The sequence below is a fragment of the Cobetia amphilecti genome (genome assembly GCF_032923285.1).
Classification (GTDB): domain Bacteria; phylum Pseudomonadota; class Gammaproteobacteria; order Pseudomonadales; family Halomonadaceae; genus Cobetia; species Cobetia amphilecti.
Genome location: NZ_CP136695.1, coordinates 4095722 through 4119721, shown reverse-complemented (window position 1 = coordinate 4119721; position 24000 = coordinate 4095722). Strand labels below are relative to the sequence as shown.

Annotated in this window: 22 protein-coding genes; 14 read left to right on the top strand and 8 right to left on the bottom strand. The window is 64.1% G+C overall.

What is annotated here, in order from left to right; translation table 11 throughout:
- Positions 1 to 70 precede the first annotated feature (70 nt).
- Positions 71 to 1696 (bottom strand): peptide ABC transporter substrate-binding protein, encoded by a 1626-nt coding sequence (locus R1T44_RS17385; RefSeq protein ID WP_317292337.1) that lies wholly within the window; start codon positions 1694 to 1696, stop codon positions 71 to 73.
- 419 nt (positions 1697 to 2115) lie between these two features.
- On the opposite strand from R1T44_RS17385, the gene prfB reads away from it, so the two are divergent.
- The 6 genes from prfB (at position 2116) to R1T44_RS17355 (ending at position 7706) form a co-directional block, all read left to right on the top strand.
- Positions 2116 to 3214 (top strand): peptide chain release factor 2 gene (gene prfB, locus R1T44_RS17380; RefSeq protein ID WP_107335890.1). Its coding sequence is split into 2 segments (ribosomal slippage): positions 2116 to 2190 and positions 2192 to 3214, totalling 1098 coding nucleotides; the frame shifts between segments, so codons are not numbered across the junction.
- Positions 3215 to 3378: 164 nt separating this feature from the next.
- A complete protein-coding gene (gene lysS, locus R1T44_RS17375) occupies positions 3379 to 4917 on the top strand; it encodes a lysine--tRNA ligase (protein ID WP_317292336.1) in 1539 nt (512 codons plus the stop codon).
- Positions 4918 to 5284: 367 nt separating this feature from the next.
- On the top strand, positions 5285 to 5668 hold the full coding sequence (locus tag R1T44_RS17370; protein ID WP_043336300.1) for a hypothetical protein: 384 nt from the start codon (positions 5285 to 5287) through the stop codon (positions 5666 to 5668).
- A gap of 237 nt (positions 5669 to 5905) precedes the next feature.
- Positions 5906 to 6217, top strand: a complete 312-nt coding sequence (locus R1T44_RS17365; protein ID WP_043336297.1) for a BolA family protein — start codon at positions 5906 to 5908, stop codon at positions 6215 to 6217.
- A gap of 2 nt (positions 6218 to 6219) precedes the next feature.
- Positions 6220 to 7191 (top strand): hypothetical protein, encoded by a 972-nt coding sequence (locus tag R1T44_RS17360; protein ID WP_317292335.1) that lies wholly within the window; start codon positions 6220 to 6222, stop codon positions 7189 to 7191.
- Positions 7188 to 7706, top strand: coding sequence for a GNAT family N-acetyltransferase (locus R1T44_RS17355; protein WP_317292334.1), 519 nt, complete (start codon positions 7188 to 7190; stop codon positions 7704 to 7706). The genes R1T44_RS17360 and R1T44_RS17355 overlap by 4 nt, the downstream gene beginning before the upstream one ends.
- A gap of 194 nt (positions 7707 to 7900) precedes the next feature.
- On the opposite strand, the gene zapB is transcribed toward R1T44_RS17355, so the two are convergent.
- Entirely contained in the window at positions 7901 to 8161 is a 261-nt protein-coding gene (gene zapB, locus R1T44_RS17350) for a cell division protein ZapB (RefSeq protein WP_054556544.1), read from the bottom strand.
- Positions 8162 to 8343: 182 nt separating this feature from the next.
- A complete protein-coding gene (rsmD, locus tag R1T44_RS17345) occupies positions 8344 to 9018 on the bottom strand; it encodes a 16S rRNA (guanine(966)-N(2))-methyltransferase RsmD (RefSeq protein WP_317292333.1) in 675 nt (224 codons plus the stop codon).
- A gap of 628 nt (positions 9019 to 9646) precedes the next feature.
- Here rsmD and ftsY point away from each other — a divergent pair.
- The 5 genes from ftsY (at position 9647) to R1T44_RS17320 (ending at position 16589) form a co-directional block, all read left to right on the top strand.
- Positions 9647 to 10885 (top strand): signal recognition particle-docking protein FtsY, encoded by a 1239-nt coding sequence (gene ftsY, locus R1T44_RS17340; protein WP_409337976.1) that lies wholly within the window; start codon positions 9647 to 9649, stop codon positions 10883 to 10885.
- Entirely contained in the window at positions 10882 to 11550 is a 669-nt protein-coding gene (ftsE, locus tag R1T44_RS17335; RefSeq protein WP_286988955.1) for a cell division ATP-binding protein FtsE, read from the top strand. The genes ftsY and ftsE overlap by 4 nt, the downstream gene beginning before the upstream one ends.
- Entirely contained in the window at positions 11547 to 12629 is a 1083-nt protein-coding gene (gene ftsX, locus R1T44_RS17330; RefSeq protein WP_225347357.1) for a permease-like cell division protein FtsX, read from the top strand. The genes ftsE and ftsX overlap by 4 nt, the downstream gene beginning before the upstream one ends.
- 258 nt (positions 12630 to 12887) lie before the next feature.
- A complete protein-coding gene (gene rpoH / locus R1T44_RS17325; protein WP_043336284.1) occupies positions 12888 to 13763 on the top strand; it encodes an RNA polymerase sigma factor RpoH in 876 nt (291 codons plus the stop codon).
- 195 nt (positions 13764 to 13958) lie between these two features.
- Positions 13959 to 16589 carry a putative bifunctional diguanylate cyclase/phosphodiesterase gene (locus R1T44_RS17320; protein WP_317292331.1) on the top strand — a complete coding sequence of 877 codons (2631 nt, stop codon included), beginning with the start codon at positions 13959 to 13961 and terminating at the stop codon, positions 16587 to 16589.
- Between the two features lie 142 nt (positions 16590 to 16731).
- Here the strand turns inward: R1T44_RS17320 and slmA are convergent, their stop codons facing one another.
- The 5 genes from slmA to coaBC all read right to left on the bottom strand — a co-directional run bounded on the left by slmA (position 16732) and on the right by coaBC (position 21991).
- Positions 16732 to 17349, bottom strand: a complete 618-nt coding sequence (slmA, locus tag R1T44_RS17315) for a nucleoid occlusion factor SlmA (RefSeq protein ID WP_043336281.1) — start codon at positions 17347 to 17349, stop codon at positions 16732 to 16734.
- Between the two features lie 112 nt (positions 17350 to 17461).
- Positions 17462 to 18379 carry an acetylglutamate kinase gene (gene argB, locus R1T44_RS17310; protein WP_043336279.1) on the bottom strand — a complete coding sequence of 306 codons (918 nt, stop codon included), beginning with the start codon at positions 18377 to 18379 and terminating at the stop codon, positions 17462 to 17464.
- Positions 18380 to 18610: 231 nt separating this feature from the next.
- A complete protein-coding gene (locus tag R1T44_RS17305) occupies positions 18611 to 19993 on the bottom strand; it encodes a phosphomannomutase/phosphoglucomutase (RefSeq protein WP_054556539.1) in 1383 nt (460 codons plus the stop codon).
- A gap of 171 nt (positions 19994 to 20164) precedes the next feature.
- Entirely contained in the window at positions 20165 to 20623 is a 459-nt protein-coding gene (gene dut, locus R1T44_RS17300; RefSeq protein ID WP_043336274.1) for a dUTP diphosphatase, read from the bottom strand.
- Positions 20624 to 21991 (bottom strand): bifunctional phosphopantothenoylcysteine decarboxylase/phosphopantothenate--cysteine ligase CoaBC, encoded by a 1368-nt coding sequence (coaBC, locus tag R1T44_RS17295; protein WP_317292330.1) that lies wholly within the window; start codon positions 21989 to 21991, stop codon positions 20624 to 20626.
- Between the two features lie 300 nt (positions 21992 to 22291).
- Between coaBC and radC the strand changes: the two genes are divergently transcribed.
- The 3 genes from radC to rpmG all read left to right on the top strand — a co-directional run bounded on the left by radC (position 22292) and on the right by rpmG (position 23892).
- On the top strand, positions 22292 to 22966 hold the full coding sequence (gene radC, locus R1T44_RS17290; protein WP_317292329.1) for a RadC family protein: 675 nt from the start codon (positions 22292 to 22294) through the stop codon (positions 22964 to 22966).
- Between the two features lie 441 nt (positions 22967 to 23407).
- Positions 23408 to 23644, top strand: coding sequence for a 50S ribosomal protein L28 (gene rpmB, locus R1T44_RS17285; protein ID WP_043336270.1), 237 nt, complete (start codon positions 23408 to 23410; stop codon positions 23642 to 23644).
- A gap of 92 nt (positions 23645 to 23736) precedes the next feature.
- Positions 23737 to 23892 (top strand): 50S ribosomal protein L33, encoded by a 156-nt coding sequence (gene rpmG / locus R1T44_RS17280; protein ID WP_016417370.1) that lies wholly within the window; start codon positions 23737 to 23739, stop codon positions 23890 to 23892.
- Positions 23893 to 24000 lie beyond the last annotated feature (108 nt).

Below are 24000 nucleotides of genomic sequence, written 5' to 3'. Positions count from 1 at the left end.
ACGGACACGAGCGTGGACCCATGACGATCTAGAGAGCGGCGAGCCAGCTCAGAGGCTCACAGGGCTCGCCTCACTCGGAGAACGAGACCCAGCGCGAGCGGTGGGTATCCTCGATGTTGTTCTTCCAGCCGCTGAGCTTGGGGTTCACCAGATTGCGCGACACGTAGTAGTAGATCGGCAGCACGGCGTAGTCATCCAGCGCCTTGCGCTCGGCGTCCTGCATCAGTGCCTCGCGATCCTCCATGTCGAGCGTATTGGCAGCCTCTTGCATGTCGTCATCCAGCGCACTGTTGGAATAGGCGCCGTAGTTGTTGGGCACGCCGCTTTCCAGCAGGTTGAGGAAGTTCTGGGCGTCGTTGTAGTCGCCTATCCAGCCGGCGCGGCCGACATCGAACTTGCCCTGGCGCATGTCCTCGTAGTGCACCGCGACTTCGGCGTTCAGCAGATTGACCTTCACGCCCAGCGGCTTCCACATCGCGGCGGCGGCGATGGCCACCTTCTTGTGGTCTTCGCTGGTGTTGTAGCGCAGGGTCAACTCCAGCGGGTTGTCCGGACCGTAGCCGGCGTCTTCCATCAGGGACCTGGCCTTCTGCATGCGCTCATCCATCGACATGTCCTTGAAGGCCATCTCCTGGATGTCGTAATGGTTCACGCCGGTAGGCACGAAGCTGTAGGCCGGCACTTCGCCGGTGCCGAGAATCTTGTCGGTGATGATGTTGCGGCGGATGGAGAGGTTGAGCGCCTCACGCACGCGCGGGTCTGCCGTGGCATGGCCATCGCGCGAGTTGAGCACGTAGTAGTAGATGCCCAGGTAGGGCGCGACGTGGGTGGCGTCCGGCAGGTTGTCCTTCAGCCAGCCGTATTGCTGGGTCGGGAATTCACGCGCGATATCGATCTCGCCGGCGCGGAAGCGCTTCAGGGCGCTGTTGCGCTCCTCGATGGGGTAGTAGATCACCTCATCCAGCGCGACCTCCCTGGCATCGTGGAACTCAGGATTCTTGAGCGCGACGATGCGGGTCTGCGGCTGCCACTCGCTCAGCTCGAAGGCACCGTTGGAGACCATCTTGCCGGGGTCGGTCCAGTCCTTGCCGTACTTCTCCACCACATGTTTCGGCAGCGGATAGGCGGTGTAGTGAGACAGCTGATCCAGGAAGTAGGGGGTCGGGCGCTCGAGGGTGATCTCGAGGGTGTGATCATCCACGGCACGCACGCCGAGGGTGTCCGGCTCGGCCTCGCCGCTGTTGATGGCCTTGGCGTTCTTGATCGGATACAGGATGTAGGCGTAATCCGAGGCATTTTCCGGCGTCATGATGCGCTTGAGCGCGTACACGAAGTCCTCGGCGGTCACCGGCTCACCGTCTGACCACTTGCCATCCTCGCGCAGCGTGAAGGTGTAGGTCTTGCCATCGTCGGAAATCTGCCACGACTCGGCCGCGCCGGGGATGCGCTCGCCATCGGCGGCTTCGGTGACCAGCCCCTCGAAGAGGTCGCCCACCACGTCATTTTCCCAGGTGCCGGAGATCTGCTGCGGGTCCAGCGAGGCCGGTTCGCCCATGATCGCCAGCTTGAGCGTGTCGGCCATGATGCCCTGGGAGGCAACGATGCCCCCGGCCAGCAGCAGAGAGCCTGCCAGGCGTTTGAGCGCGAAGCGTCCGGGGAGCACCGGGGTGCGAGAGGGGGAGTACAGTCGTGCCATGATAGGGAGGCTCGCTATTGTTGTTAGGGGTAATACGAGTGTCGCCTTTTACCATCGAATCTTTTCCTGCCCGCTGTCCATGTTAAAAATTGGATGGCTTATGCATGCATTCGATAAACGTCATGCAAGGCGTGGAAACTCGGGCCATTCGGGGCTGACGGACCTTTGAATGACTTTGGTCGTACTCGTCCCCTGGCCGCTGATGGGTGGCTGGGCTGGCAGCCGAGAGCCGCCGCTTGCCCGCTGGCCACGGATGATGGGCCGGGCATGGTCGCCACGCCGGGAAATGGCTACAATATCGGGCTTTGCGCGCTGTCGATCTGCACATGCACCCTCGGGTGGCATGTGGCGGAGCCCGTCGCTTGCGACAGGATCGCCGCGCACCCATTCACGCATCATCGCCTCAAGACAGGACGACCATGCAAGAGATCAATCCGATCACCAACCTCATCAAGGACCTGTCCGAAAGGGCAGAAGTCCTGAGGGGGTACCTTTGACTATGCCGAAAAGCAGGATCGGCTAGAGGAAGTCACTCGCGAGCTCGAGAATCCGGATGTCTGGAATGACCCGGACTACGCGCAGAAGCTCGGCAAGGAGCGTGCGTCGCTGGAGCTGGTCGTCAAGACCCTCGACGACATGAGCAACGGTCTGTCCGACTGCTCCGATCTGCTGGAAATGGCGGTCGAGGAAGAGGATGAAGGCACCGTGGACGAAGTCGTCCGCGAGCTGGACCAGCTCAAGGCCAGTCTCGAGAAGCTCGAGTTCCGCCGCATGTTCTCGGGTGAGATGGACGCCAACAACGCCTACCTCGACATCCAGGCAGGCTCCGGCGGTACCGAAGCGCAGGATTGGGGCAACATGTTGCTGCGCATGTACCTGCGCTGGGCCGAGCATCACGGTTTCAAGACCGAGATCGTCGAGGCGAGCGCTGGTGAAGTCGCCGGCATCAAGTCCGCGACCATCCACGTCGAGGGTGATTACGCCTTCGGTTGGCTGCGCACCGAGCTTGGCGTGCACCGTCTGGTCCGCAAGAGTCCCTTCGACTCCGGCGGCCGTCGTCACACCTCGTTCGCGTCCGTGTTCGTGTCGCCGGAAATCGATGACAACATCGAGATCGACATCAATCCGGCCGACCTGCGCACCGATACCTATCGCTCCTCCGGCGCCGGTGGTCAGCACGTCAACACCACCGACTCCGCGGTACGTATCACCCACGTGCCGACAGGCATCGTGGCGGCCTGCCAGACCGAGCGTAGCCAGCACTCCAACCGTGACCGCGCCATGAAGATGCTGAAGGCGCGTATCTACGAAGCCGAGATGCAGAAGCGCAACGCCGCCAAGCAGGAACTCGAGGACTCCAAGTCCGATATCGGCTGGGGCAGCCAGATCCGCTCCTACGTCCTCGATGACCAGCGCATCAAGGACCTGCGGACCAGCGTCCAGTCGAGCAACTGTGACAAGGTGCTCGACGGCGACCTCGATGACTTCATCGTCGCCAGCCTCAAGATGGGGCTCTGAGCGCGAGTAACCTCGCGGCCCAGTGCCTATTCGCCTCCGCCGGTCTCGCCGGCGGAGGCCACGAATCCCCGTATCGCGGTCAGTACTGATGGTCACAATCGTCAGGCTGATCATGATCTGTCGTGGCCCAGGCCATGACCCTTTGACACGAGACAGGCCCCTCCATGTCGACAGAGCAGACCCCCGCCATTGATGAGCAGCAGGCCGCCGAACAGGCTCAGGAAGAGAACCGCCTGATCGCCGAACGTCGCGCCAAGCTGAACGCCCGCCGTGAGCAGGCCGCCGCCGAAGGCAAGAGTGCCTTCCCGAATGATTTCCGTCGTGACAGCCTCGCCGCTGACCTGATGGAAGAGCTGGGCGAGAAGGACAAGGCCGAGCTGGAGACGCTGGACCGCAAGGCCGCCGTCGCCGGGCGTATCATGCGCAAACGTGGCCCCTTCATCGTGCTGCAGGAAGTCTCCGGCCAGATTCAGCTCTACGTCGACAAGAAGGGCCTGCCGGAAGCGCTGCTCGAGGACATCAAGAGCTGGGATATCGGTGACATCGTCGGTGCCAGCGGTCCGGTGCACAAATCCGGCAAGGGCGATCTGTACGTCATGATCGAAAGCGCCCAGCTGATGACCAAGAACCTGCGTCCGCTGCCGGACAAGTTCCACGGTCTGTCCGATCAGGAAATGCGCTATCGCCAGCGTTATGTCGACCTGATCATGAACGAGCAGTCACGCCGCACCTTCGCGCTGCGTGCCGGCATCGTCGCCTCCATCCGTCGCTTCCTCAGCGATCGCGGCTTCATGGAAGTCGAGACGCCGATGCTGCAGCAGATTCCGGGTGGCGCGACCGCACGTCCGTTCATCACGCACCACAATGCGCTGGACATGGAAATGTACCTGCGCATCGCGCCGGAGCTGTACCTCAAGCGTCTGGTGGTGGGTGGCTTCGAGCGCGTGTTCGAGATCAACCGCAACTTCCGCAACGAAGGGCTGTCGACGCGTCACAACCCCGAGTTCACCATGCTCGAGTTCTACTGGGCCTACGCGGACTACCGTGACCTGATCGCGCTCACCGAAGACATGATCCGTTCTGCCGCCCAGGAAGTGCTCGGCACCACGCAGATCACCTGTCAGGGCAGCGAGTACGACCTGAGCCAGCCGTTCATCCAGATGACCATGCGCGAGTCGATCATCAAGTACGGCGATGGCATCACCGAAGCCGACCTGGCCGATTACGACGCCGCGCGCGCCACGGCGGAGCGTCTCGGCATCCAGGTCAAGCCGATCTGGGGTCTGGGCAAGCTCGAGACCGAGATCTTCGAGGAAGTCGCCGAGCACCGTCTCGACCAGCCGACCTTCATCACCGAATATCCGGCCGAAGTCAGCCCGCTGGCGCGTCGCAACGATGCCAACCCGCACGTGACCGATCGCTTCGAGTTCTTCGTCGGTGGCCGCGAGATCGCCAATGGCTTCTCGGAGCTCAACGATGCCGAAGACCAGGCCGAACGCTTCCAGGCCCAGGTGGCCGAGAAGGACGCCGGTGATGACGAAGCCATGTTCTACGACGCCGACTACGTGCGCGCGCTGGAATACGGCATGCCGCCGACCGCCGGTGAAGGCATCGGCATCGACCGTCTGGTGATGCTGCTGACCGACAGCGCCTCCATCCGCGACGTGCTGCTGTTCCCGGCCATGCGTCCGCAGCAGGGCTGAGCAGTCGGCCGCCAGCCCATCCCCATGGCGCATCATGACGCGCCATAGTGACGGGCCACGCTGAGGGCACCCGCAACGCCTCCGATCCCTGATCGGGGGCGTTGTGGTCTCTGTCTCACACGAATGACTGACGACGAGTGCCTCGCGGGGCATGATCGGTGCCGATGAGGCAAGGTGGCGCTTGGCTTTGTTGCCCGCGAGCGGCCATAATGGTCGGCGTCCGGTCTGCTGGCGCCCTGGCACTGCCAGGGTGACGCGCTGGACGCCTCGAGGCTCACCCGCATCGCGTGCCTGCTCGATGAGCGGCGCTGCCATCCACGGTGTGTCCTGTCTCGGAATTGTCCCTGAATGTCCTGGAGAGTGCAGAATGAAGCTGCTTAACCGTTCCGCCCTGAGCGTCAAGCCGACCCAGGCGTTTGTCGACTGGATCAACTCGCTGGAATCCGAAGGCGAGGGAGGCGAGGATCTGGCGCTGGAGGATGTCAATCAGGAGAGCACCGTCTACCTGATTCCCGAGATGGACACGCGTGAGGCGCTGGACGGCTTCGTCTCCGAGCGCTGGCTGGACGTGCTGGAAAGCGAGCTGCGCGCCTGGGAAGAAGACACCCGCCATTGGCCGGAGCCGATGGACAAGGCACTCTTCGAGCGCTTCCTGACCGTCGAGCACAGCTATCTGGCGGTCGACCTGGACGACGAGGCACCGCTGGAAGTCAGTGAAGTCGATGACGAGCTGCTGGCCGATCTGGACTGAATCTCCGGTGTGATCGCGCCGATTGGCCGATTGTCAGACGCGTGATGGCCGCCGTCGCCGCACTTTCCGCAAGAGCTGTCAGCAAGCGCCGTCAGCAATGACTGTCAGTGATGGCGACAGACGCTACAATGGCCTCGGGCAAAATGCCCGAGGCCATTTGCGTTGTGGCGATCGCATCGTCACCCTCAATTTTCCGCATGTCCGTCGTGCGGCTTCCCCCCTTCAAGGAGATTGCGCATGAGCATCCAGACCCAGATAGACACCAAGCTCGCGACGCTTGACCCGTTGATGGTCGAAGTCGTCAACGAGAGCCATATGCATAGCGTGCCGGCCAACTCCGAGACCCACTTCAAGGTCACGCTGGTCAGCGATCGCTTCAGCGGCCTGTCGCGGGTCAAGCGTCACCAGCAGCTGTATGCCTTGCTCAGCGAAGAGCTGGATGGCCCGGTGCACGCACTGGCACTGCACCTGTACACCGCGCAGGAGTGGGCGGCACGCGGCGGCGAGATTCCGGATTCCCCCAACTGTCTGGGCGGCGGCAAGCACTGACCATGACCCCTGAACCGCAACGCCTGCAATATCTGGACGCGATGGGACTGACCGCCTGGGTCGGTCGCTATCAGCTGCCCAATGCCTTGCCCACCCAGGCGTGTGACTGGCCCGAGCCGCAAGCGGCGGAGGCGGTCGCGCCCCAGGCGCGCCTGCACGCGCTGATCGATGAGGCGCCGCGTCCGCCTGCTGCCCACCAGACGGCGGATGCCAGCCATGGCTCCTCCGCTCAGGCTGGCGGCATGGCCGGCGGCGCGACGCCACGCCCGGCAGGGCCTTCTCCGGCCTCGAGTGCACGCGCCTTGCTGGGCATGGCGCCGGCGGCGGTCGAGGCCCCCGCTGCGGCTGCCTCGCCGGCGCCCGGCGCTGCCGAGACCAGCAGCACCGCCTCGTGGGGGACGCCGCCGACGCAGGTCACGGCCGAGGCACCGGCAGCAGATGAGGCAGTGACACCGCCAGCGGCAGACAAGCCGCCACTGCGCTTCAGCGTTCAGCTGGCGGCGCTGGAAGGGCGCTGGTTGATCATGCTGCCCGGTGACGAGGCACCGCATCTGGAAGGGGAGGCCTTGCTCAAGGCGTTGTGGCGCGCCGCCGGCATCGAGGCGACATCAGGGCTCACCTTCAGCCACTTCCGCTGGCCGCTGTTGCCCAACCTCAAGGCCAGTGCGCCACTCGAGGAAGCTCGCGAAGGGTTGCATGCCTTCCTGAGCGGCCCGGCGCGTCGCGGTTGGCAGCCGGAGCGGCTGTTGATCTTCGGCAGCGATGAGGCCAGCGAGACGCTGCGCGAGGTGCTTGGCATCACCGCTTCCGAGCGCGGCGAGGCGACCTCCAGTCTGCTGAACCTGCCGGTCTGGCAGGGGCCGGCACTGCCGGTGCTGGCGCGCTCCAGTGAGGCCAAGCGCAAACTGTGGCCGCTGTTGATTCGCTGGGGACGCGAGTGGCAGTCGGCATCGCCGCAGACGGACGCCTCATGAGCGAGTCAGCTGCCCGGCGCCTCGAACTGCGTGAGCTGGCCGATGATCAAGCGACCCTGACGGCGCTTGAGGCCATCGAGGCCAGCCAGGCACACGGCCTGAGCCAGTCACAGCTGATCGATGTGCTCAACGATGACGCGCGCTGCGTGCTGGGCGCCTGGTGGCAGGCCTGTGAGTCGTCGGACGGTGAGTCGTCGACCGCGGAGCTGATCGGCTTCGTGGTGCTGGCGCGCGGGCGCTTCGAGGCCGAGATCGAGGCGATCACCGTACACGCCGCGCAGCGCGGGCAGGGCGTCGGTGCACGCCTTTTGGCCGCCGCCATCGCGCGGGCGCGTGACTGGCAGCGTGACTCGGGGCTTGAGCGCCTGCTGCTGGAGGTGCGCGCCAGCAATGCCGCCGCCGCAGCCCTCTATGCGAAAGCCGGTTTCACCCGGGATGGAGTGCGCAAGGGCTACTACCCGCTGGCGGACGGCGGGCGAGAAGATGCCTGGCTCATGTCGCTGCCGTTGGTGTGATCCTGGCCCTTCTGTCTTGGGCTCCGGCTATCGCTCTGGTGCTGGTGCCGACACGAAAACGCCGCCGACAGTCTCCTGTCGGCGGCGTTTTCATGAGGCCCTGTTCATGAACTCTTGTTCAAGCGCTCCTGTTCAAGAGCCATTGTTCAAGAGTGCATGTTCACGCGGCCCAGCGCGCAGGGCGCGCGGGAGCATCAGGCGCTCTGGGTTTCGCTCTCGGTCTCGCTGAAGCGTGCGACCAGCGCTTCCAGACGCTGTGCCCACTGGTCACGCTCTTCCTGCAATTGAGCGTTGGTCTGGCGCAGCTGTTCCAGCTCTTCGCCCTGACCTGTCTTGGCTTCGGTCAGGCGCTGGTTCTCTTCCTTCAGCTCTTCGACTTCCATCTTCAGCATCTCGATGCTGTCGATGGCCTGGCCGACTTTCTGCTCAAGTTGGGTAAAGAGTTCGGTGCTCATGCTATCTCCTTGTCGAGTCACGGTCGTGGCCCGAGGGGGTTCGTTGAGGGCGGTAAAGGTATGCGGTAAATGCTGGTGCGATGAATATCGGCCATGTCGGGAATCCTTGCCGGATGGCGCAGCGATACCCGCCTGCAGGCAGACTACGACGCCGCCTGAGTCGACACAAGTGGGAAGGTGGCTCAGGCGGGCGGATGGCGCCGATACAGGTGGCCATGACTGTCGCCGGCGCGGCTTTCCCGGTGCAGCTGCCAGTTGGCGGGCACCACGGGGTCGAGTCCGGATTCCACTTCCAGATAGATCATGGCGTCATCGCTCAGCCAGCCATGCGCTTCGAGCAGCGCGCAGCTCGCGGCGGCCAGCTCGAGCCGGAAGGGCGGATCGAGCAGCACCAGGTCCATGCCGCCTGCGGCGGGAGTGGCCGTCTCGAGCCAGTGCAGGACATCGCCGGTCACCACCTGTGTTGGCAGACTGTCGCTGTTGGCGAGGGTCGCGAGATTGGCCTCGAGCGCATGCGCGACGCGGCTGTCGCGTTCCACGAAGGTGACATGCGCCGCCTCACGCGACAGCGCCTCTAGGCCCAGTGCGCCGCTGCCGGCATAGAGGTCAAGCACGCGGGCGCTGCCGACATGAAAGCCCAGCCAGTTGTAGAGCGTCTCACGCACGCGGTCGGGCGTCGGGCGCAGGCCCGGTGCGTCGATCACGTTGAGCAGGCGGCGCTTGAAGCGCCCGCCGATGATGCGCAGGCGACCTGGCCCACCGGCGGCCTGGCCACGCTTGCCGCTCTGTTTGTCAGCGCGCGAGGGCGCGTTGGATTTGCCCCGTGCGGGGCCTTGGGAGGATGCGCGTTTTTTCATGCCGCGAGTCTAGCATGTGCGACGCCGGATGCCGCGCGGTGCGTACCTTCAGCCCCGAAGGGATGGTAGGATGACGCCACTTTCACGAGTTCAGGACTGTCTCGCCATGTTCGGTTTTTTCAAGCGCAAGAAACACAAGGCTCAGGAGCAGAAAGCCTCCGAGCAGCAGGCCCTCGAGCAACAGGCTCTTGAACAGACACAAGACGCCACGCCCCACGAGCAAGCCGATGCCGAGCAGGCAGCGCGGCTCGAGGCGAAGCGTCTCGAGGCCGAGAAGGTAGAGGCAGAGCGCCTTGCCGGTGAAGAGGCGGCTCGGGTCGAGGCTCAGAAGGCCGAAGAACAGCAGGCCGAGGCTCAGAAGCGCGAAGAGCAGAAGGCCGAAGCTGAAGCCGAGCGCCGCGCCTCTGAGCAGGCGGCTGCCGATCAGGCCGCCAGGGCCGAAGCCGAGCGCATCGCGCAGGAACGCGCAGCGCAGGAGCAGGCCGCTCAGGAACAGGCCGCCCGAGACGAAGCCGAGCGCATCGCCCAGGAGCAGGCCGCTGCAGAACGCGTCGCCGCCGAAAAGGCCGCTCGGGAAGAGGCGGAACGTCTGGCTGCCGAGCAGGCCGCCCAGGCAGAGGCCGAGCGCATCGCTGCCGAACAGGCCGCTCAGGCCCGTGCGGAAGAAGCCGCCAGTGAAGCGCGTGCCGAAGAGGCGCGTATCGCGGCTCGCGAGGAAGAAGAGCGTCAGGCCGCCGCGCAGCTGGCCGCCATCGAGGCCGAAGAGCAGGCCGCGCTGGAACAGGCTCGCCAGGAAGAGGAAGCACGTGCCGCCGAGGCTGCCGCCGCTGGCGCAGACGCCGTGGTCGAGGATGACGCTGCGCGTGATACGGCCCGCGATGGTCGGGAAAAGCCGCGTCGTGGCTTCTTCGCGCGCATCAAGGCCGGTCTTGGCAAGACACGCGCCAATCTGACCGAGGGCGTCGCCAGCCTGTTCCTCGGCAAGAAGCAGATCGATGATGAGCTGATGGAAGATCTCGAGACCCAGCTGCTGATGGCAGACGTGGGCATCGAGGCGACCACCGAGATCATCGACAACCTGACCGCGCGCATCTCGCGCAAGGAATTGAAGGAGCCGCAGGCGCTCTACGAAGCGCTGCAGGAAGAGCTGCGCGTGATGCTGGCGCCGGTCGCCAAGGACCTGGAGCTGCCGGCCAAGGGCAGCGGTCCCTTCGTGATCCTGATGATCGGCGTCAACGGCGTCGGCAAGACCACCACCATCGGCAAGCTGGCCAAGCGCTATCAGAGCCAGGGCCGCAGCGTGATGCTGGCGGCGGGCGATACCTTCCGTGCCGCGGCGGTGGAGCAGCTCAAGGTGTGGGGCGAGCGCAACAAGGTGCCGGTCATCGCTCAACATACCGGCGCCGACAGTGCCTCGGTCATCTATGACGCCCTGGAAGCCGCCAAGGCGCGTAACGTCGATATCCTGATCGCCGATACCGCGGGCCGCCTGCACAACAAGAGCCACCTGATGGAAGAGCTCAAGAAGGTGCAGCGCGTGATGGCCAAGCTGGATGTGTCCGCGCCCCACGAGGTGATGCTGGTGCTGGATGCCGGTACCGGCCAGAACGCGCTGTCACAGGCCTCCACCTTCCATGAAGCGGTCAACATCACGGGCCTGACGCTGACCAAGCTGGATGGGACCGCCAAGGGCGGCATCATCTTCGCGCTGGCCAAGCAGCTCAATCTGCCGATCCGCTATATCGGTGTCGGGGAAGGTGTCGATGACCTGCGTCCCTTCGCGGCTGATGACTTCGTCAGTGCCCTGTTTGCACGTGCTGGCGATGAGGCAAGCGAAGAGGCCAACGCCGAGTCGCGCGAGGCATGATTGCCTTCGAGCATGTCGGCAAGCGCTATGGAGGGCGCTTCGATGCACTGGCCGGGCTCGACTTCAGGGTCGAGCGTGGCGAGATGGTCTTCCTGACAGGCCATTCCGGTGCCGGCAAGAGCTCGTTGCTCAAGCTGATCATGCTCCTCGAGCGCCCCTCGCGTGGACGCATTCTGGTGGCGGGGCATGATATCGGGCGGCTGCATACCTCCCAGGTGCCGTATTACCGCCGCCAGATCGGCGTGGTCTTCCAGGACCACCAGCTGCTGACCGACCGCAACATCTTCCACAACGTGGCCCTGCCGCTGATGATCCAGGGGGTTCCGCCGCGTGAACAGGCGCGGCGGGTGCGGGCGGCGCTCGACAAGGTCGGCCTTCTGCATCGTGAGAAGGCGCTGCCGATCGAGCTGTCCGGTGGTGAGCAGCAGCGGGTCGGCATCGCGCGCGCCGTGGTCAACAAGCCCGCGCTGCTGCTGGCCGATGAGCCGACCGGCAATCTGGACCCGGCACTGTCCGCTGACATCATGCGTCTGTTCGAGGACTTCAATCGCATCGGTACCACGGTGATGATTGCCAGTCACGATCTGGCGCTGATCACCCGCCTGCACCATCGCACGCTGGAGCTGTCCGATGGTCGTCTGATCGCCGACAAGGATGCCCGATGAGCCCCCCGCGTTCCCGCAACGAGTCTCCCTCTTCTTCACGCGAGCGTGGCCAGCCCCGCGCCGAGACGCGTACCCGCAAGGCCGCCGCGCAGGCGCCTGAATCACCGGAGGCCGCCGAGCGTGCGGCGCGCAAGGGTGCGCGCTCCAGTCGCGTCTCGGTCGAGAGCCGCTACCGCAGCTGGCTGCGTCATCACGCTGCCATGGCGCGCGACAGCGCACGCCGCCTGCTGGTCGCGCCCATCGCCAGCCTGCTGACCATGCTGGCCATCGCCATCGCACTGACGTTGCCGGCGGCGCTGTGGCTGGCACTGGACAGCGCGCGCCTGCTCGACAATGAGCTCAATGACAGCGCCCAGCTCACCCTCTATCTCGAGACCTCGGTCGACGAGAGCCAGGCGCTGACGCTGTCGGACTCGCTGCGCGATGCCGCCGGTGTCGGGGGAGTGCGGCTGATCACCGCCGCCGAGGGCATGCAGGAATTCGCCCAGGCGCTGGACCTCAAGCGCTCGCTGAGTCTGCTGGATGACAACCCCCTGCCGGCCAGCATCGTCATCACGCCGCTGGACACCACGCCGGAGTCCGTCCGCGCCCTGGCCACGCGCCTCGAGGGCGAGCCGGGTGTCGCCAGCGCACGCCTGGATCTGGCCTGGCTCGAGCGTCTGCGCCAATTGGGTGAGCTGGGTCAGAAAGTGACGCTGGGACTCGCGTTACTCTTCGGGCTGGGCGTGTTGCTGGTGGTGGGCAATACCATCCGCCTGTCCGTGGAGAGTCGCCGCCAGGAGATCGAGGTCGTGACCCTGATCGGGGCGACCCACGCCTTCGTACGGCGTCCCTTCCTCTACAGCGGCGCCTGGTACGGTCTGGGAGGAGGGCTGCTGGCCTGCGGAATCCTGGCGCTTGGCGGCAACTGGCTGGCGGCACCCGTGACGGCCCTTGTACAAAGTTATGGCGGCAACTATGTGTTGCCCGCGCTGGGCGTTGCAGGGGGTGCCACGCTGCTGTTTTCGAGTACAATATTGGGCTGGATAGGGGCCTGGATCGCGGTCGGACGTCATCTGGCGAGTATTTCTCCGCGCTGATTCCGATTATTTTTCGCGGTTTTCAGCCAGTGTTTCTTCCCAGGAAGGTCAAAAGTTACGTTCCGACAACATTCCTGTCGGGCGTCAGTGAAGGGGGCTGGTGGGTGGTTAAACGCACCACACACCCGACAGCGTTACGAAGTGCTACTCGTCATGACAATTGTACACGCCATGTACAGCTATTGACGGGAACCTGTCCCACCCTTCACAGTCTCACTACTTGCATGCGTGTTAGGCAACCATGGAGACATCTGCACTATGAGCACCAGTCTTCAGCCACTTGGCCACCTGTCACCGGGTCAAGATCTAAACGGCTATATTCAGTCGGTGAACCGTATCGCTGTGCTTACTGCCGAAGAAGAGCATGAGCTGGCCCTGCGGTTGCATGAAGAGAATCATCTGGAGTCGGCCCGTCGACTCGTCATGTCGCACCTGCGCTTCGTCGTGCATATCGCGCGCAGCTACAGCGGCTATGGCTTGCAGCAGGCGGACCTGATCCAGGAAGGTAACGTCGGCCTGATGAAGGCGGTCAAGCGTTTCGACCCGCATCAGGGCGTACGCCTCGTCTCCTTTGCCGTGCATTGGATCAAGGCCGAGATTCACGAGTTCGTGCTGCGCAACTGGCGCATCGTGAAGGTCGCGACCACCAAGGCTCAGCGCAAGCTGTTCTTCAACCTGCGTGGCGCCAAGAAGCGTCTTGCCTGGTTGAACAACGATGAAGTGGATGCCATCGCGGGCGATCTGGACGTCAAACCTGCCGTGGTGCGTGAGATGGAAAGCCGTCTCTCCGCCCACGATGCAGGCTTCGACGCCGGCCCCAGCGACGACGAGAGCTCTGCCTATCAGGCGCCGGCCAACTATCTGGAAGATCACAGCCTCGATCCGGCTGCCCAGGTGGAACAGCAGGACTTGGAAGACGACTCCCACGGTCGTCTGCTCAAGGCGCTGGCGGCACTGGATGAGCGCTCACGCGACATCCTCCAGCAGCGCTGGCTGAGTGACAACAAGTCGACTCTGCACGAGCTTGCCGACATCTATGGCGTCTCTGCCGAGCGTATCCGTCAGCTCGAGAAGAACGCGATGAAGAAGCTGCGTGAATCGATGGGTGACATGAGCGAAGGCTTCGCTGCCTGAGCATGATGACCCCATGACATGAGCCCGCGATTTTCAGGCTCGCTGTCACGTGAAAATGCCCCGCCGGGTTTCCCGGCGGGGCATTTTCGTTGAGGGAGAGTGGATCCCGAGGAATCCGTCGTTATTGGTTGAACACTGCAACACAATGTTTCATTCTGTCACACTAAGACATGAAACATTTCTACTGGTGACCCCGTGGACCCGACCTCCTCGCACGTCAATGGCACACATTCGCTGTGGCGAATCTTTGGGCTCAATGCAGCCTTGATGGTGGTATTGGGTGGCCTGTTTCTGGCCAGCCAATGGTTTGATGTGCGTGAACAGGAAATGCGTCGCCTGGAGCTGTTGGATACCCAGCTGCATATCTCCACCGAGCAGCTGATCGCCAATGTCTCGCGCGAGATGATGGTGCTGGAGCGCGTGTTGAGCAGCGAAGGCAAGGAGCTGTGGCGTGGCTCGCTGGATAGCGCGCTGGGCCGTCATCCCTCTCTGGTCTCGCTGATGGTGGTGCCGTTTGCCGATTACCGCGGCAGCAGCCTGCGTCAGATCGGCGTGGGGCGCAGTTGCAGCTGGCAGCTGACCCAGCCGGAAGCCCAGGCGCTGCCCGGGCGCAGCAGCCTGCTGTTCGGCTCGGCACTGCCGCTGGCATCCGGTCAGCCGGGCTTGCCGTTCTACCGTCACATGGATATCGAAGGCATGTCCTGGCTGCTGATCGGCTGCCTGGACTTCTCCGAGGCACGCAGCCTGCTGGCCAACCCGAATTCCGATGATGGGCAGCGCCTGCGCCTGTTCTCCACCAACGGTCTGCTGCTGTTCTCGAGCCCTCAGGAGCATGCGCTGGGCGTGACCGGCAAGCTGCCGCTGTCCTCGATGGCCAACATGGGCAAGTACATCTCCGAGCGTGGTGTGCGTCGCTATCATGTGCCGGGCTTCGACGGCCGGCCGCGCATGGCGGCGGGCAGCTATATCGCACCGCTCAAGCTGTTCAGCGTCGTGAGTCAGCCACTCTCCAGCCTGTGGTGGCTGTGGTGGAATCGTATCTGGTTCGGCATGCTGCTCGGCGGCATCTTCCTGGTCGTGCTGGTGGTCGTGGTGGCGCGCGCCGAGCGCAAGCGCGCTGAGCGTCACGATGAGCTGGAGGGCGCGCTCGAGTCGATGACGGCGCGTTCTCGCACCCTGGTGACGTTGATGGATAACCTGCCGGGTGTGGTGTATCGCATCGAGGTCAACACTGGAGTGCTGACCTTCATCAGCAACGGCTCGGCCGAGCTGTTCGGCCGCTCGGCCGAATCACTGGTCGGCGCCGGCATCACCCTGACCGAGCTGATCCATCAGGAAGACCGCCAGTCCGTCAGCGCCGCTCGCCACTGGGCGATGTGTGCGCAGATGCGCCATGAGCAGGTCTTCCGCATCATCGCCGACCATGAGCGTTGGGTGCTGGACCGCAGCGTGATGATCGAGGGCGAGGATGGCGTGCGCTACTGGGAAGGCCTGCTGCTCGACATCAGTGCGCACAAGGAATCCGAGCGTCAGCTCGATTTCCTGGCGCGCCATGACGCCCTGACGGGGCTCTATAACCGCAAGGCCTTCATGGCGGCGGCCGACGAGCGCGTCGCGGCGGGTGGCTTGATGATCTACGCCGATATCGACCGTTTCTCGACCGTCAATGATGGTCTGGGCCATGAAGCCGGTGACCAGCTGCTGGTCGCGGTCGGCGAGCGTCTGCATCGTCTGCTGCCGCCGGGCGGTCTGGTGGCGCGTCTGGGGGCCGATGAGTTCGGTCTCTACCTGCCGCATGGCAATGATGATCCGGCGCAGGTAGTGGAGGAGATCCAGCAGAAGGTCGAGCGTCCCTTCACGATTCTGGGTCGCCCGCTGATCATCAGTCTGACGGCAGGTTATGTGCTGTCCGAGACCAATGGCGATGCCCAGGCGCTGATGCTGAATGCCGATGTGGCGCTCTATCATGCCAAGTCGCGCGGCGATCATGCGCTGCGCTGGGAGTCGTCGCTGGACAAGCATGTCGCGTCGCGCATGACGCTGGAGCAGGACCTGCGTCAGGCCATCGGCAGCGAGCAGCTCTATCTGCATTACCAGCCGCAGCTGGATAGCCAGGGCGAGCTGCAGGGTGTCGAGGCATTGCTGCGCTGGCAGCATCCGGAGCTGGGCATGATCTCGCCGGCCCAGTTCATTCCGCTGGCCGAAGAGACCGGCTTGATCTTCCGCCTCGGACGGTTCGTGCTCGAGGAGGCCTGTGCCCAGATGGTGCGCTGGCAGGACGCCGGCCTTCACATGCCGCGCATGGCGGTCAATCTGTCGGCGCGCCAGCTGACCTCGGGCTACGAGAACGAAGTCTTCGGCGTGCTGGAAAGCCAGAAGCTGTCGCCGACGCGGCTGGAAGTCGAGGTGACCGAGACGTTGCTGATCCAGGACATGGAAGGGGGGCTTGCCGTGCTCGGCGCGCTGCGCGAGCTGGGCGTGCGTGTGGCGCTGGATGACTTCGGGCAGGGCTATTCGTCGCTGTCCTATCTGTCATCCCTGCCGCTGGATGTGCTCAAGGTCGACCGCAGCTTCGTGATGAAGATGGATGCGGTCGCCGGCTCTGACGGCGGTATCCGCTGTCCCAATCAGCAGGCTATCCAGCTGGTCGGCGCCGTGATCAGCCTGGGGCACTCGCTGGGCCATGAGATCGTCGCCGAGGGAGTCGAGACGGATGTGCAGTTCGAGGAGCTCAAGCGACTGGGCTGCGACACCTATCAGGGCTACCTGCTGGCGCGGCCGATGTCCGCCGAGGCCATACTGGAGCGCTTCAGCGTCAACGCCTGAGGCGCTGTCCGTGCAGTCCGCCCCCATCCCACCCCACCCGGTGGTGACATGAGAAGGCCTGACCCAAAAAGAACGCCCCGCCTGCAATGACTGCAGGCGGGGCGTTCTTTTTGGTGCGGCGCATGCGCGCGGGGCAAGACCCTCAGACGGCAATGCGCTCCTGACTGCTCAGCAACAGGTCGCGGCTCAGCAGCTGCCACTGGTCTTCCCAGTGCTCGGTCGGGCGCTTGCGATAGTCGCTGCGCACGTACTGGCCGATACGGCCTTCCGCACACGCCAGCAACAGATTGGCCGCTGCCGTGACGGTGATGGCCGGCCGCAGCCCTTCGCGAGGCTCGGCTTCGCGCAGTACCTGCTTGATCTGCGTCTCGAGACGCTCGAACAGCTGCGCCATGCGCGTGCGCAGGCGTGCCGTCTCGCCGGTGAGGGCATCACCATTGAGGAGGCGACACAGCCCCGGGTTCTTCTCGGCAAAGCCCAGCAGCAGGCTCAGGATGTGATGCACCCTGGCATGCGCAGTGTCGTTGTCCTGAATGATCAGCGCGATACGCTCGAACAGCGTGCTCTCGATGAATTCGATCAGTCCTTCGAACATGCGGGCCTTGCTGGGGAAGTGACGATAGAGCGCCGCCTCCGAGACACCGACCTGTCGTGCCAGTGCTGCAGTCGTGATGCGTTTGCCGCTGTCCTCTTCCAGCATCAGAGCGAGTGCCTGGAGGATCTGTTCGCGACGTGATTGTTTTGGATTCGCCTGCGTCATGGAATCTTGTCGTTTATCGCGGCCTGCAGCAGTGTGCTACGGGCGGGTCCGTGTCCTGAGGCATGTCGCTTGCCTCGCGCGAAACACCGGGGCCGAGCCCCGGCTTGTCACCTTACGCCTTGTCAGTGTCCGCTTCCGCGTTGCTGATCAACGTGCCGACCCCGGCATTGGTGAAGATTTCCAGTAGGGTCGCATGTGGCACGCGGCCATCGATGATGTGGGCACTGCGCACGCCTTGCTTCACGGCGTCCAGTGCACAGCTGATCTTGGGCAGCATGCCACCGTAGATGGTGCCATCCTCGATCAGGCCATCCACCGCCTCGGTGGTCAGGCCGGTCATGACTTCGCCTTGTGCGTTCATCAGGCCAGCCACGTTGGTCAGCAGCATCAATTTCTCCGCGCCCAGTGCCTCGGCGACCTTGCCGGCGACCAGGTCGGCATTGATATTGTAGCTGCGACCCTCGGCATCGACCCCGATGGGGGCGATGACGGGAATGAAATCGTTGCGTGTCAGCAGTTCGATCAGGTCCGTGGAGACATGCTCGACTTCGCCGACATGACCAATGTCGATGATTTCAGAGGCATTCATGCCCGGCGTCTGGCCGCTGACCTTGAGCTGGCGGGCGCGAATCTGGCCGCTGTCCTTGCCGGTCAGGCCGATGGCCTTGCCGCCGCTCTGGTTGATCAGGTTGACGATACCCTTGTTGACCAGGCCGCCCAGCACCATCTCGACCACGTCCATGGTCTCGGAATCCGTGACGCGCATGCCATCGACGAAGCGCGATTCGATGTTCAGCTTCTCGAGCAGCGCGCCGATCTGCGGGCCGCCGCCATGCACGACCACCGGATTGATGCCGACTTCCTTCATCAACACCATGTCGCGAGCGAAGGAGTCGATCAAGGCTTCTTCGGTCATGGCGTTGCCGCCGTACTTGACCACCACGGTCTTGCCCGAGAACTGCTGGATATAGGGCAGGGCTTCGGACAGGACCTCGACCACCTGATGCGGGTCGCGGTTGGCGTGGCTCATCAGCGTATCACTCCACAGAAAATGGTCCGGAAAGAGAGTCCGGACACTGTCACTCGAAACGGTCTTTCAGCGCGCGCGGTGCTCGCTGTCATGCAAATCGGTTGCTTCAGGCACCTGATGCGCCCGGATGAGCGGCTGCAGTGCCTGGCAAGGCGAGGGCGGCGATCAAGCGGCAGACCGCCGCCCCCGTTGCGGCTCATGCCATCCTGTCGATGGCGAGCGAGTGCGGGATCAGAACGGTGCCTGGATGCTCGGCTCGGCCTGCTTCAGCGCGGCGCGGAAGCTGTCCTTGATGCGCTCCAGTGCGGCTTCCGACTTGCCTTCGAAGCGCAGCACCAGCATCGGCGTGGTGTTGGAGGCGCGGCACAGGCCCCAGCCATCGGCGTAGTCGACACGAATGCCGTCCAGCGTGGTCTTGACGCCGTCGCTGCCGAAGTCGCCTTCGCTGGCCAGTCGCTCGACGATAGCGAACTTGTTCTCGTCGGTCACTTCCACATTGATCTCGGGGGTACCGAGGTCCTGCGGGAAACGGGCGAAGAAGGTGTCGGCATCGACATCCTGCTTGGCGAGGATTTCCAGCAGGCGCGCGGCGCCGTAGATGCCGTCATCGAAGCCGAACCAGCGCTCCTTGAAGAAGATGTGGCCGCTCATCTCGCCGGCCAGTGCCGCGCCGGTTTCCTTCATGCGCGCCTTGATCAGCGAGTGGCCGGTGCGCCACATTTCCGGCGTGCCGCCGGCCTTCTCGATCACGGTCGCCAGATTGCCGGTGCACTTGACGTCGAAGATGATGCGCGCGCCCGGCACGCGTTCGATCAGGTCTTCCGACAGCGCCATCATCAGGCGGTCCGGGTAGAGGATCTCGCCCTTGGGCGTCACGACGCCGAGGCGGTCGCCGTCACCATCGAAGGCCAGACCGATGTCCGCACCGGTTTCCTGCATGGTCTTGATCAGGTCCTGCAGGTTTTCCGGCTTGCCCGGGTCCGGGTGGTGGTTCGGGAAGTTGCCGTCGATCTCGTCGAACAGCGGCACGGTGTCGACGCCCAGGCGACGGATCAGCTCCGGCCCCAGCTCGCCGGCCACGCCGTTGCCGCAATCGACCACGGCCTTGAGCGGACGCTTGACGACTACATCACCGGTGATCTGCTCCAGATAGCGCTCACGCACGTCCTCTTCACGCAGGCTGCCTTCGCCTTGCGCCAGATCGCCTTCCTGCAGGCGACGATAGAGGTCGGTGATGGTGTCGCCGGACAGGGTCTCGCCGGCCAGCACGATCTTCAGACCGTTGTAGTTGGCCGGGTTGTGGCTGCCGGTCAGCATCACGCCGGAGCGGGTGCCTTCCAGGATATTGGTGGCGTAGTAGAGCACCGGCGTCGGCACCATGCCGATGTCGACGACATCACGGCCGGCGTCGCGCAGGCCTGCGATCAGCGCCTTGGACAGGCGCGGGCCGGAGAGACGGCCGTCACGCGCGACCACGACGGTGGATTCGCCGCGTGCCGCGGCTTCGCTGCCGATGGATTGGCCGATGGCGCGCACGCCGTCTTCGGTGAGGGTCTCATCCACGATGCCACGGATATCGTAGGCGCGGAAAATTGAAGCGGGTACCTGACTCATGGTGCATCCCTGTCGGTTGAATCAATCGTGAAGTCGCTTGAGGCGTCATGCGTCTCGAACGCTATCGCTGCATGACGATCAGTGTGGAAACCTGCATGGCTTCCTTGTGACCGGAAGCCCGGCAGCCGACGCAAGCCTGCCGCTCAGCTGCCCTCTGGCATGACGGGTCAATCAGTGGCGACCGGAGTGGCCGAAGCCGCCTTCGCCACGTTGGCTGGCCTCGAATTCAGAGACTTCCACCAGCTCCGCCTGTACCACTGGCACTAGCACGTACTGTGCCAGACGCTCGCCGGGTTCCAGCACGAACTCGCTCTCGCCGCGGTTCCAGACCGAGATCATCAGTTCGCCCTGGTAGTCGGAGTCGATCAGGCCGACCAGATTGCCCAGCACGATGCCGTGTTTGTGCCCCAGACCGGAGCGCGGCAGGATCATGCCGGCCAGTGCGGGGTCGGCGATGTGGATCGCCAGCCCGGTGCGCACCAGCTCACAGGCGCCCGGCGCCAGGGTCAGCGGCGCGTCGAGCAGTGCGCGCAGGTCCATGCCGGCGCTGCCGGGAGTGGCGTGATGCGGCAGCGGGTAATCGCGAACGCGCTCGTCGAGAATCTTGAGTTCGAGCCGGGGGCGGGTCATCTAAGGTGCTTCCTGATCGTCGGTGACAGTCGGTGTAACGGTCTGGATGGCAGGGTCGAGGCTGACCCTGTGCTGATGGAGTGCCAGGGCGCGCTTCAGAATCGCGCGCGCCAGTTCCGTCTTGGGACAGGCCGCGATGGCCTGTTCGTGTTGCGTGTTCGTGTTCTGATCGAGCGGCTGCCACAGCAGGGTGGCGGCATTGCTGTCACTGCCGAAGCCAAGGCCCGGCGTGCTCACATCATTGGCGACGATCATGTCGAGCTGTTTACGCGCAAGCTTGTCGCGTGCATAGCGCAGCACGTCGCGGGTCTCGGCGGCGAAGCCGATCACCAGTGGTGCCCGCTGACCGGCGGCTCGGCGTGTCTGCGTCTGGGCGGCGATACCGGCGATGATATCCGGATTGCGGATCAGCGTGACCTGCATCTGCTCCTCGCCCGACTGCTTCTTGAGCTTGTGGTCGGCGACCGTGGCCGGGCGGAAGTCGGCGACTGCCGCGCAGCCGATGAAGAGATCGCTCTCGCTGGCGGCTGCCTCGGCGGCGGCCTGCATGTCCAACGCGGATTCGACATCGATGCGCTCCACGCCAGCCGGGGTCGCCAGCGCCACCGGGCCACTGATCAGGCGCACGCTGGCGCCCAACGCCGCGGCCTCGGCGGCCAGCGCATAGCCCATCTTGCCGGAGCTGTGATTGCTCAGATAGCGCACCGGGTCCAGTGGCTCGCGGGTCGGGCCGGCGGTGATGGTCACCGTCAGGCCTGCGGCCGGCAATGACATCTCATTGCTCTGGTGGCTGGGGTCGCTCTGGCTCATGAGGTCGCTCTGGCTCATGAGGTCGCTCAGCGCCGCGACGATCTCTTCCGGCTCCAGCATGCGGCCCGCGCCCACGTCGCCACAGGCCTGTTCGCCGCTGGCCGGGCCGAGCAGCGTCCAGCCGTCGGCACTGAGCTGGCGGGCATTGCGCTGGGTGGCGGGGTGCGCCCACATGGCCTGATTCATCGCCGGGGCCATCACCCAGCGCGCGCTGTTGGCCAGGCACAGGGTAGTGAGCAGATCATCGGCATGGCCATGCACCAGGCGGGCCATCAGATCGGCGGTGGCAGGCGCGATCAGGATGACCTCCGCCCAGCGTGCCAGCTCGATATGCCCCATGCCGGCCTCGGCCTCGGGGTCCAGCAGGGAGGTGTGCACCGGATTGCCCGACAACGCCTGCAAGGTCAGCGGTGTAATGAAGGCTTGAGCCCCTTCGGTCATGGCGATGCGCACTTCACAGCCCGCCTTTTTCAACAGGCGAGTGATCAGAGCGGCCTTGTAGGCCGCGATGCCGCCACTGATGCCCAGCAGAATGCGCCGTCCGGCGAGTGAATGCATGGTGTGTCCTGCGTCCCTGATGCGTCGATTGCTACGCTCGCGCGTTTGCCCTCTACCATATCACCGTGATGCAACCTTGCGTAGCGCCGCTGGCCCGCGACGCCGAGTGTCGCCATGGTCCCTGCGAGCGCTCGCTTCATGGGGCGGGAGCTGTCATCAGGTGGCATGCAGGGGCCAGACGCAGGTCCTCGGGGCGGCAAGCGTTGATGCTCACAATGGCGAAAGAGGCGGCATCTGGCCACGCTTCTCATGCTTTGGACTGTCAGCCATTCGGGGCGACAGGCGATGGGAGAAGAGTGCATGGGGATTCGAGAGTGGCCGGTCGGGGAGCGTCCGCGCGAGAAGCTGTTGTCGTCAGGGGCAGGGGCCTTGTCAGATGCCGAGCTGCTGGCCATCTTTCTGCGCGTGGGCATAAAAGGTCGCTCAGCGGTGGATCTGGCGCGCGACCTGCTGAATACCTTCGGCGGTCTCAGGCCATTGCTGGAGGCGACCCAGCAGGACTTCTGCGCCGCGCGCGGACTGGGTGACGCCAAGTATGTGCAGCTGCAGGCCTCGCTTGAGCTGTCGCGTCGCCATCTGGAGAGCCTGCTGATGCGCGGGGCCGCCCTGACGTCGCCCCTGCTGGTGCGGCGCTATCTGTCCTCGCATCTGCGCGACCTGCCGCATGAAGTGTTCGCCGCGCTGTTTCTCGACAGCCAGCATCGCGTCATCCGCTTCGAGACACTCTTCACCGGCACGCTGGATGCCGCCGCCGTCTACCCGCGCGAGGTGGTCAAGCGGGCGCTGGCGCTCAATGCCGGCGCCCTGATTCTGGCCCACAACCATCCCTCCGGCGTCGCGGAGCCCAGCGAGGCCGACCGGCGCATCACGCAGCGCCTGGAAGAGGCGCTGGGGTTTTTCGATATTCGCGTGCTGGATCACTTCGTGGTCGGAGACGGCGAGGTGGTCTCGTTTGCCGAGCGTGGCTGGCTCTAGTTGGGGCGTCGAGGAGGCTGAGCCGCTGAGTGCTCGATGACGGTACAGCCCCCGCCAGATGCGGTCGCCGCTGGCGTGAGAAATGCGCAGGGATTGCAAACCAGGGCACTGGTTGTGGTAATGTTGCGCCTCCCGTATCACCCACCACAGAATTCGCGACCACTCTGGCCGACATTGGCTGAGTGAAGCGTTTGGCTGAGAAGCGTCTGTACCGATGTGACACGTCGGGCATGGGCGTGCTGGCGAAAAAAATCCGTATAGGACGTGCTTTCACGTTCCTCTTCGGGTAAAATGCTGCGCCTGCACGTTCCAGCACCCGAAAGCTTGTCTTCCGGAACGGACGTAAACACTTTGAAATCAGGGCATGAGGCGGCGCCTGCCACTTCCGGTTTGCCCGACAGGTTTTGAACAACTTAGCCAACGCAGCGGTTGGAGGCTCCAATGTCCAAAGTATGTCAGGTTACCGGCAAGCGCCCGGTGACTGGTAACAATGTTTCTCACTCCCAGCGCAAGACTCGTCGCCGGTTCCTGCCGAACCTGCACACCCACCGTTTCTGGGTTGAATCCCAGCAGCGCTTCGTCAAGCTGCGCGTCTCTACCAAGGGCATGCGCATCATCGACAAGAAGGGTATCGACGAAGTCCTCAAGGACCTCACTGCACGTGGCGAGCGCTTCTAAACACTAGAAGACAGCCCCTGTAGCAATGGCAACCGAGCCGAGGGCAACGCTCTCAATCGTTCGGTGAATGCGACTGTGGAAGGAAACTGAAAATGCGTGACAAGATCAAGTTGGTGTCAAGTGCCGGTACTGGCCACTTCTACACCACCGACAAGAACAAGCGTAACACTCCGGACAAGCTTGAATTCAAGAAGTACGATCCGGTCGTTCGCAAGCACGTGATGTACAAGGAAGCCAAGATCAAGTGATCTTGTCTACCGCCAGCGTGCTGTCGGAACCCTCGAAAACCCGGTCCTGACCGGGTTTTCGAGTATCTGGATGTCGCTGTTCTGGGCATCCTGCAACAGGGTGGCGGC

Coding starts and splice junctions, on each gene's coding strand:
- R1T44_RS17385 (WP_317292337.1), bottom strand. CDS start 1,696: ATGGCACGACTGTACTCCCCCTCTCGCACCCCGGTGCTCCCCGGACGC.
- lysS (WP_317292336.1), top strand. CDS start 3,379: ATGTCGACAGAGCAGACCCCCGCCATTGATGAGCAGCAGGCCGCCGAA.
- R1T44_RS17370 (WP_043336300.1), top strand. CDS start 5,285: ATGAAGCTGCTTAACCGTTCCGCCCTGAGCGTCAAGCCGACCCAGGCG.
- R1T44_RS17365 (WP_043336297.1), top strand. CDS start 5,906: ATGAGCATCCAGACCCAGATAGACACCAAGCTCGCGACGCTTGACCCG.
- R1T44_RS17360 (WP_317292335.1), top strand. CDS start 6,220: ATGACCCCTGAACCGCAACGCCTGCAATATCTGGACGCGATGGGACTG.
- R1T44_RS17355 (WP_317292334.1), top strand. CDS start 7,188: ATGAGCGAGTCAGCTGCCCGGCGCCTCGAACTGCGTGAGCTGGCCGAT.
- zapB (WP_054556544.1), bottom strand. CDS start 8,161: ATGAGCACCGAACTCTTTACCCAACTTGAGCAGAAAGTCGGCCAGGCC.
- rsmD (WP_317292333.1), bottom strand. CDS start 9,018: ATGAAAAAACGCGCATCCTCCCAAGGCCCCGCACGGGGCAAATCCAAC.
- ftsE (WP_286988955.1), top strand. CDS start 10,882: ATGATTGCCTTCGAGCATGTCGGCAAGCGCTATGGAGGGCGCTTCGAT.
- ftsX (WP_225347357.1), top strand. CDS start 11,547: ATGAGCCCCCCGCGTTCCCGCAACGAGTCTCCCTCTTCTTCACGCGAG.
- rpoH (WP_043336284.1), top strand. CDS start 12,888: ATGAGCACCAGTCTTCAGCCACTTGGCCACCTGTCACCGGGTCAAGAT.
- slmA (WP_043336281.1), bottom strand. CDS start 17,349: ATGACGCAGGCGAATCCAAAACAATCACGTCGCGAACAGATCCTCCAG.
- argB (WP_043336279.1), bottom strand. CDS start 18,379: ATGAGCCACGCCAACCGCGACCCGCATCAGGTGGTCGAGGTCCTGTCC.
- R1T44_RS17305 (WP_054556539.1), bottom strand. CDS start 19,993: ATGAGTCAGGTACCCGCTTCAATTTTCCGCGCCTACGATATCCGTGGC.
- dut (WP_043336274.1), bottom strand. CDS start 20,623: ATGACCCGCCCCCGGCTCGAACTCAAGATTCTCGACGAGCGCGTTCGC.
- coaBC (WP_317292330.1), bottom strand. CDS start 21,991: ATGCATTCACTCGCCGGACGGCGCATTCTGCTGGGCATCAGTGGCGGC.
- radC (WP_317292329.1), top strand. CDS start 22,292: ATGGGGATTCGAGAGTGGCCGGTCGGGGAGCGTCCGCGCGAGAAGCTG.
- rpmB (WP_043336270.1), top strand. CDS start 23,408: ATGTCCAAAGTATGTCAGGTTACCGGCAAGCGCCCGGTGACTGGTAAC.
- rpmG (WP_016417370.1), top strand. CDS start 23,737: ATGCGTGACAAGATCAAGTTGGTGTCAAGTGCCGGTACTGGCCACTTC.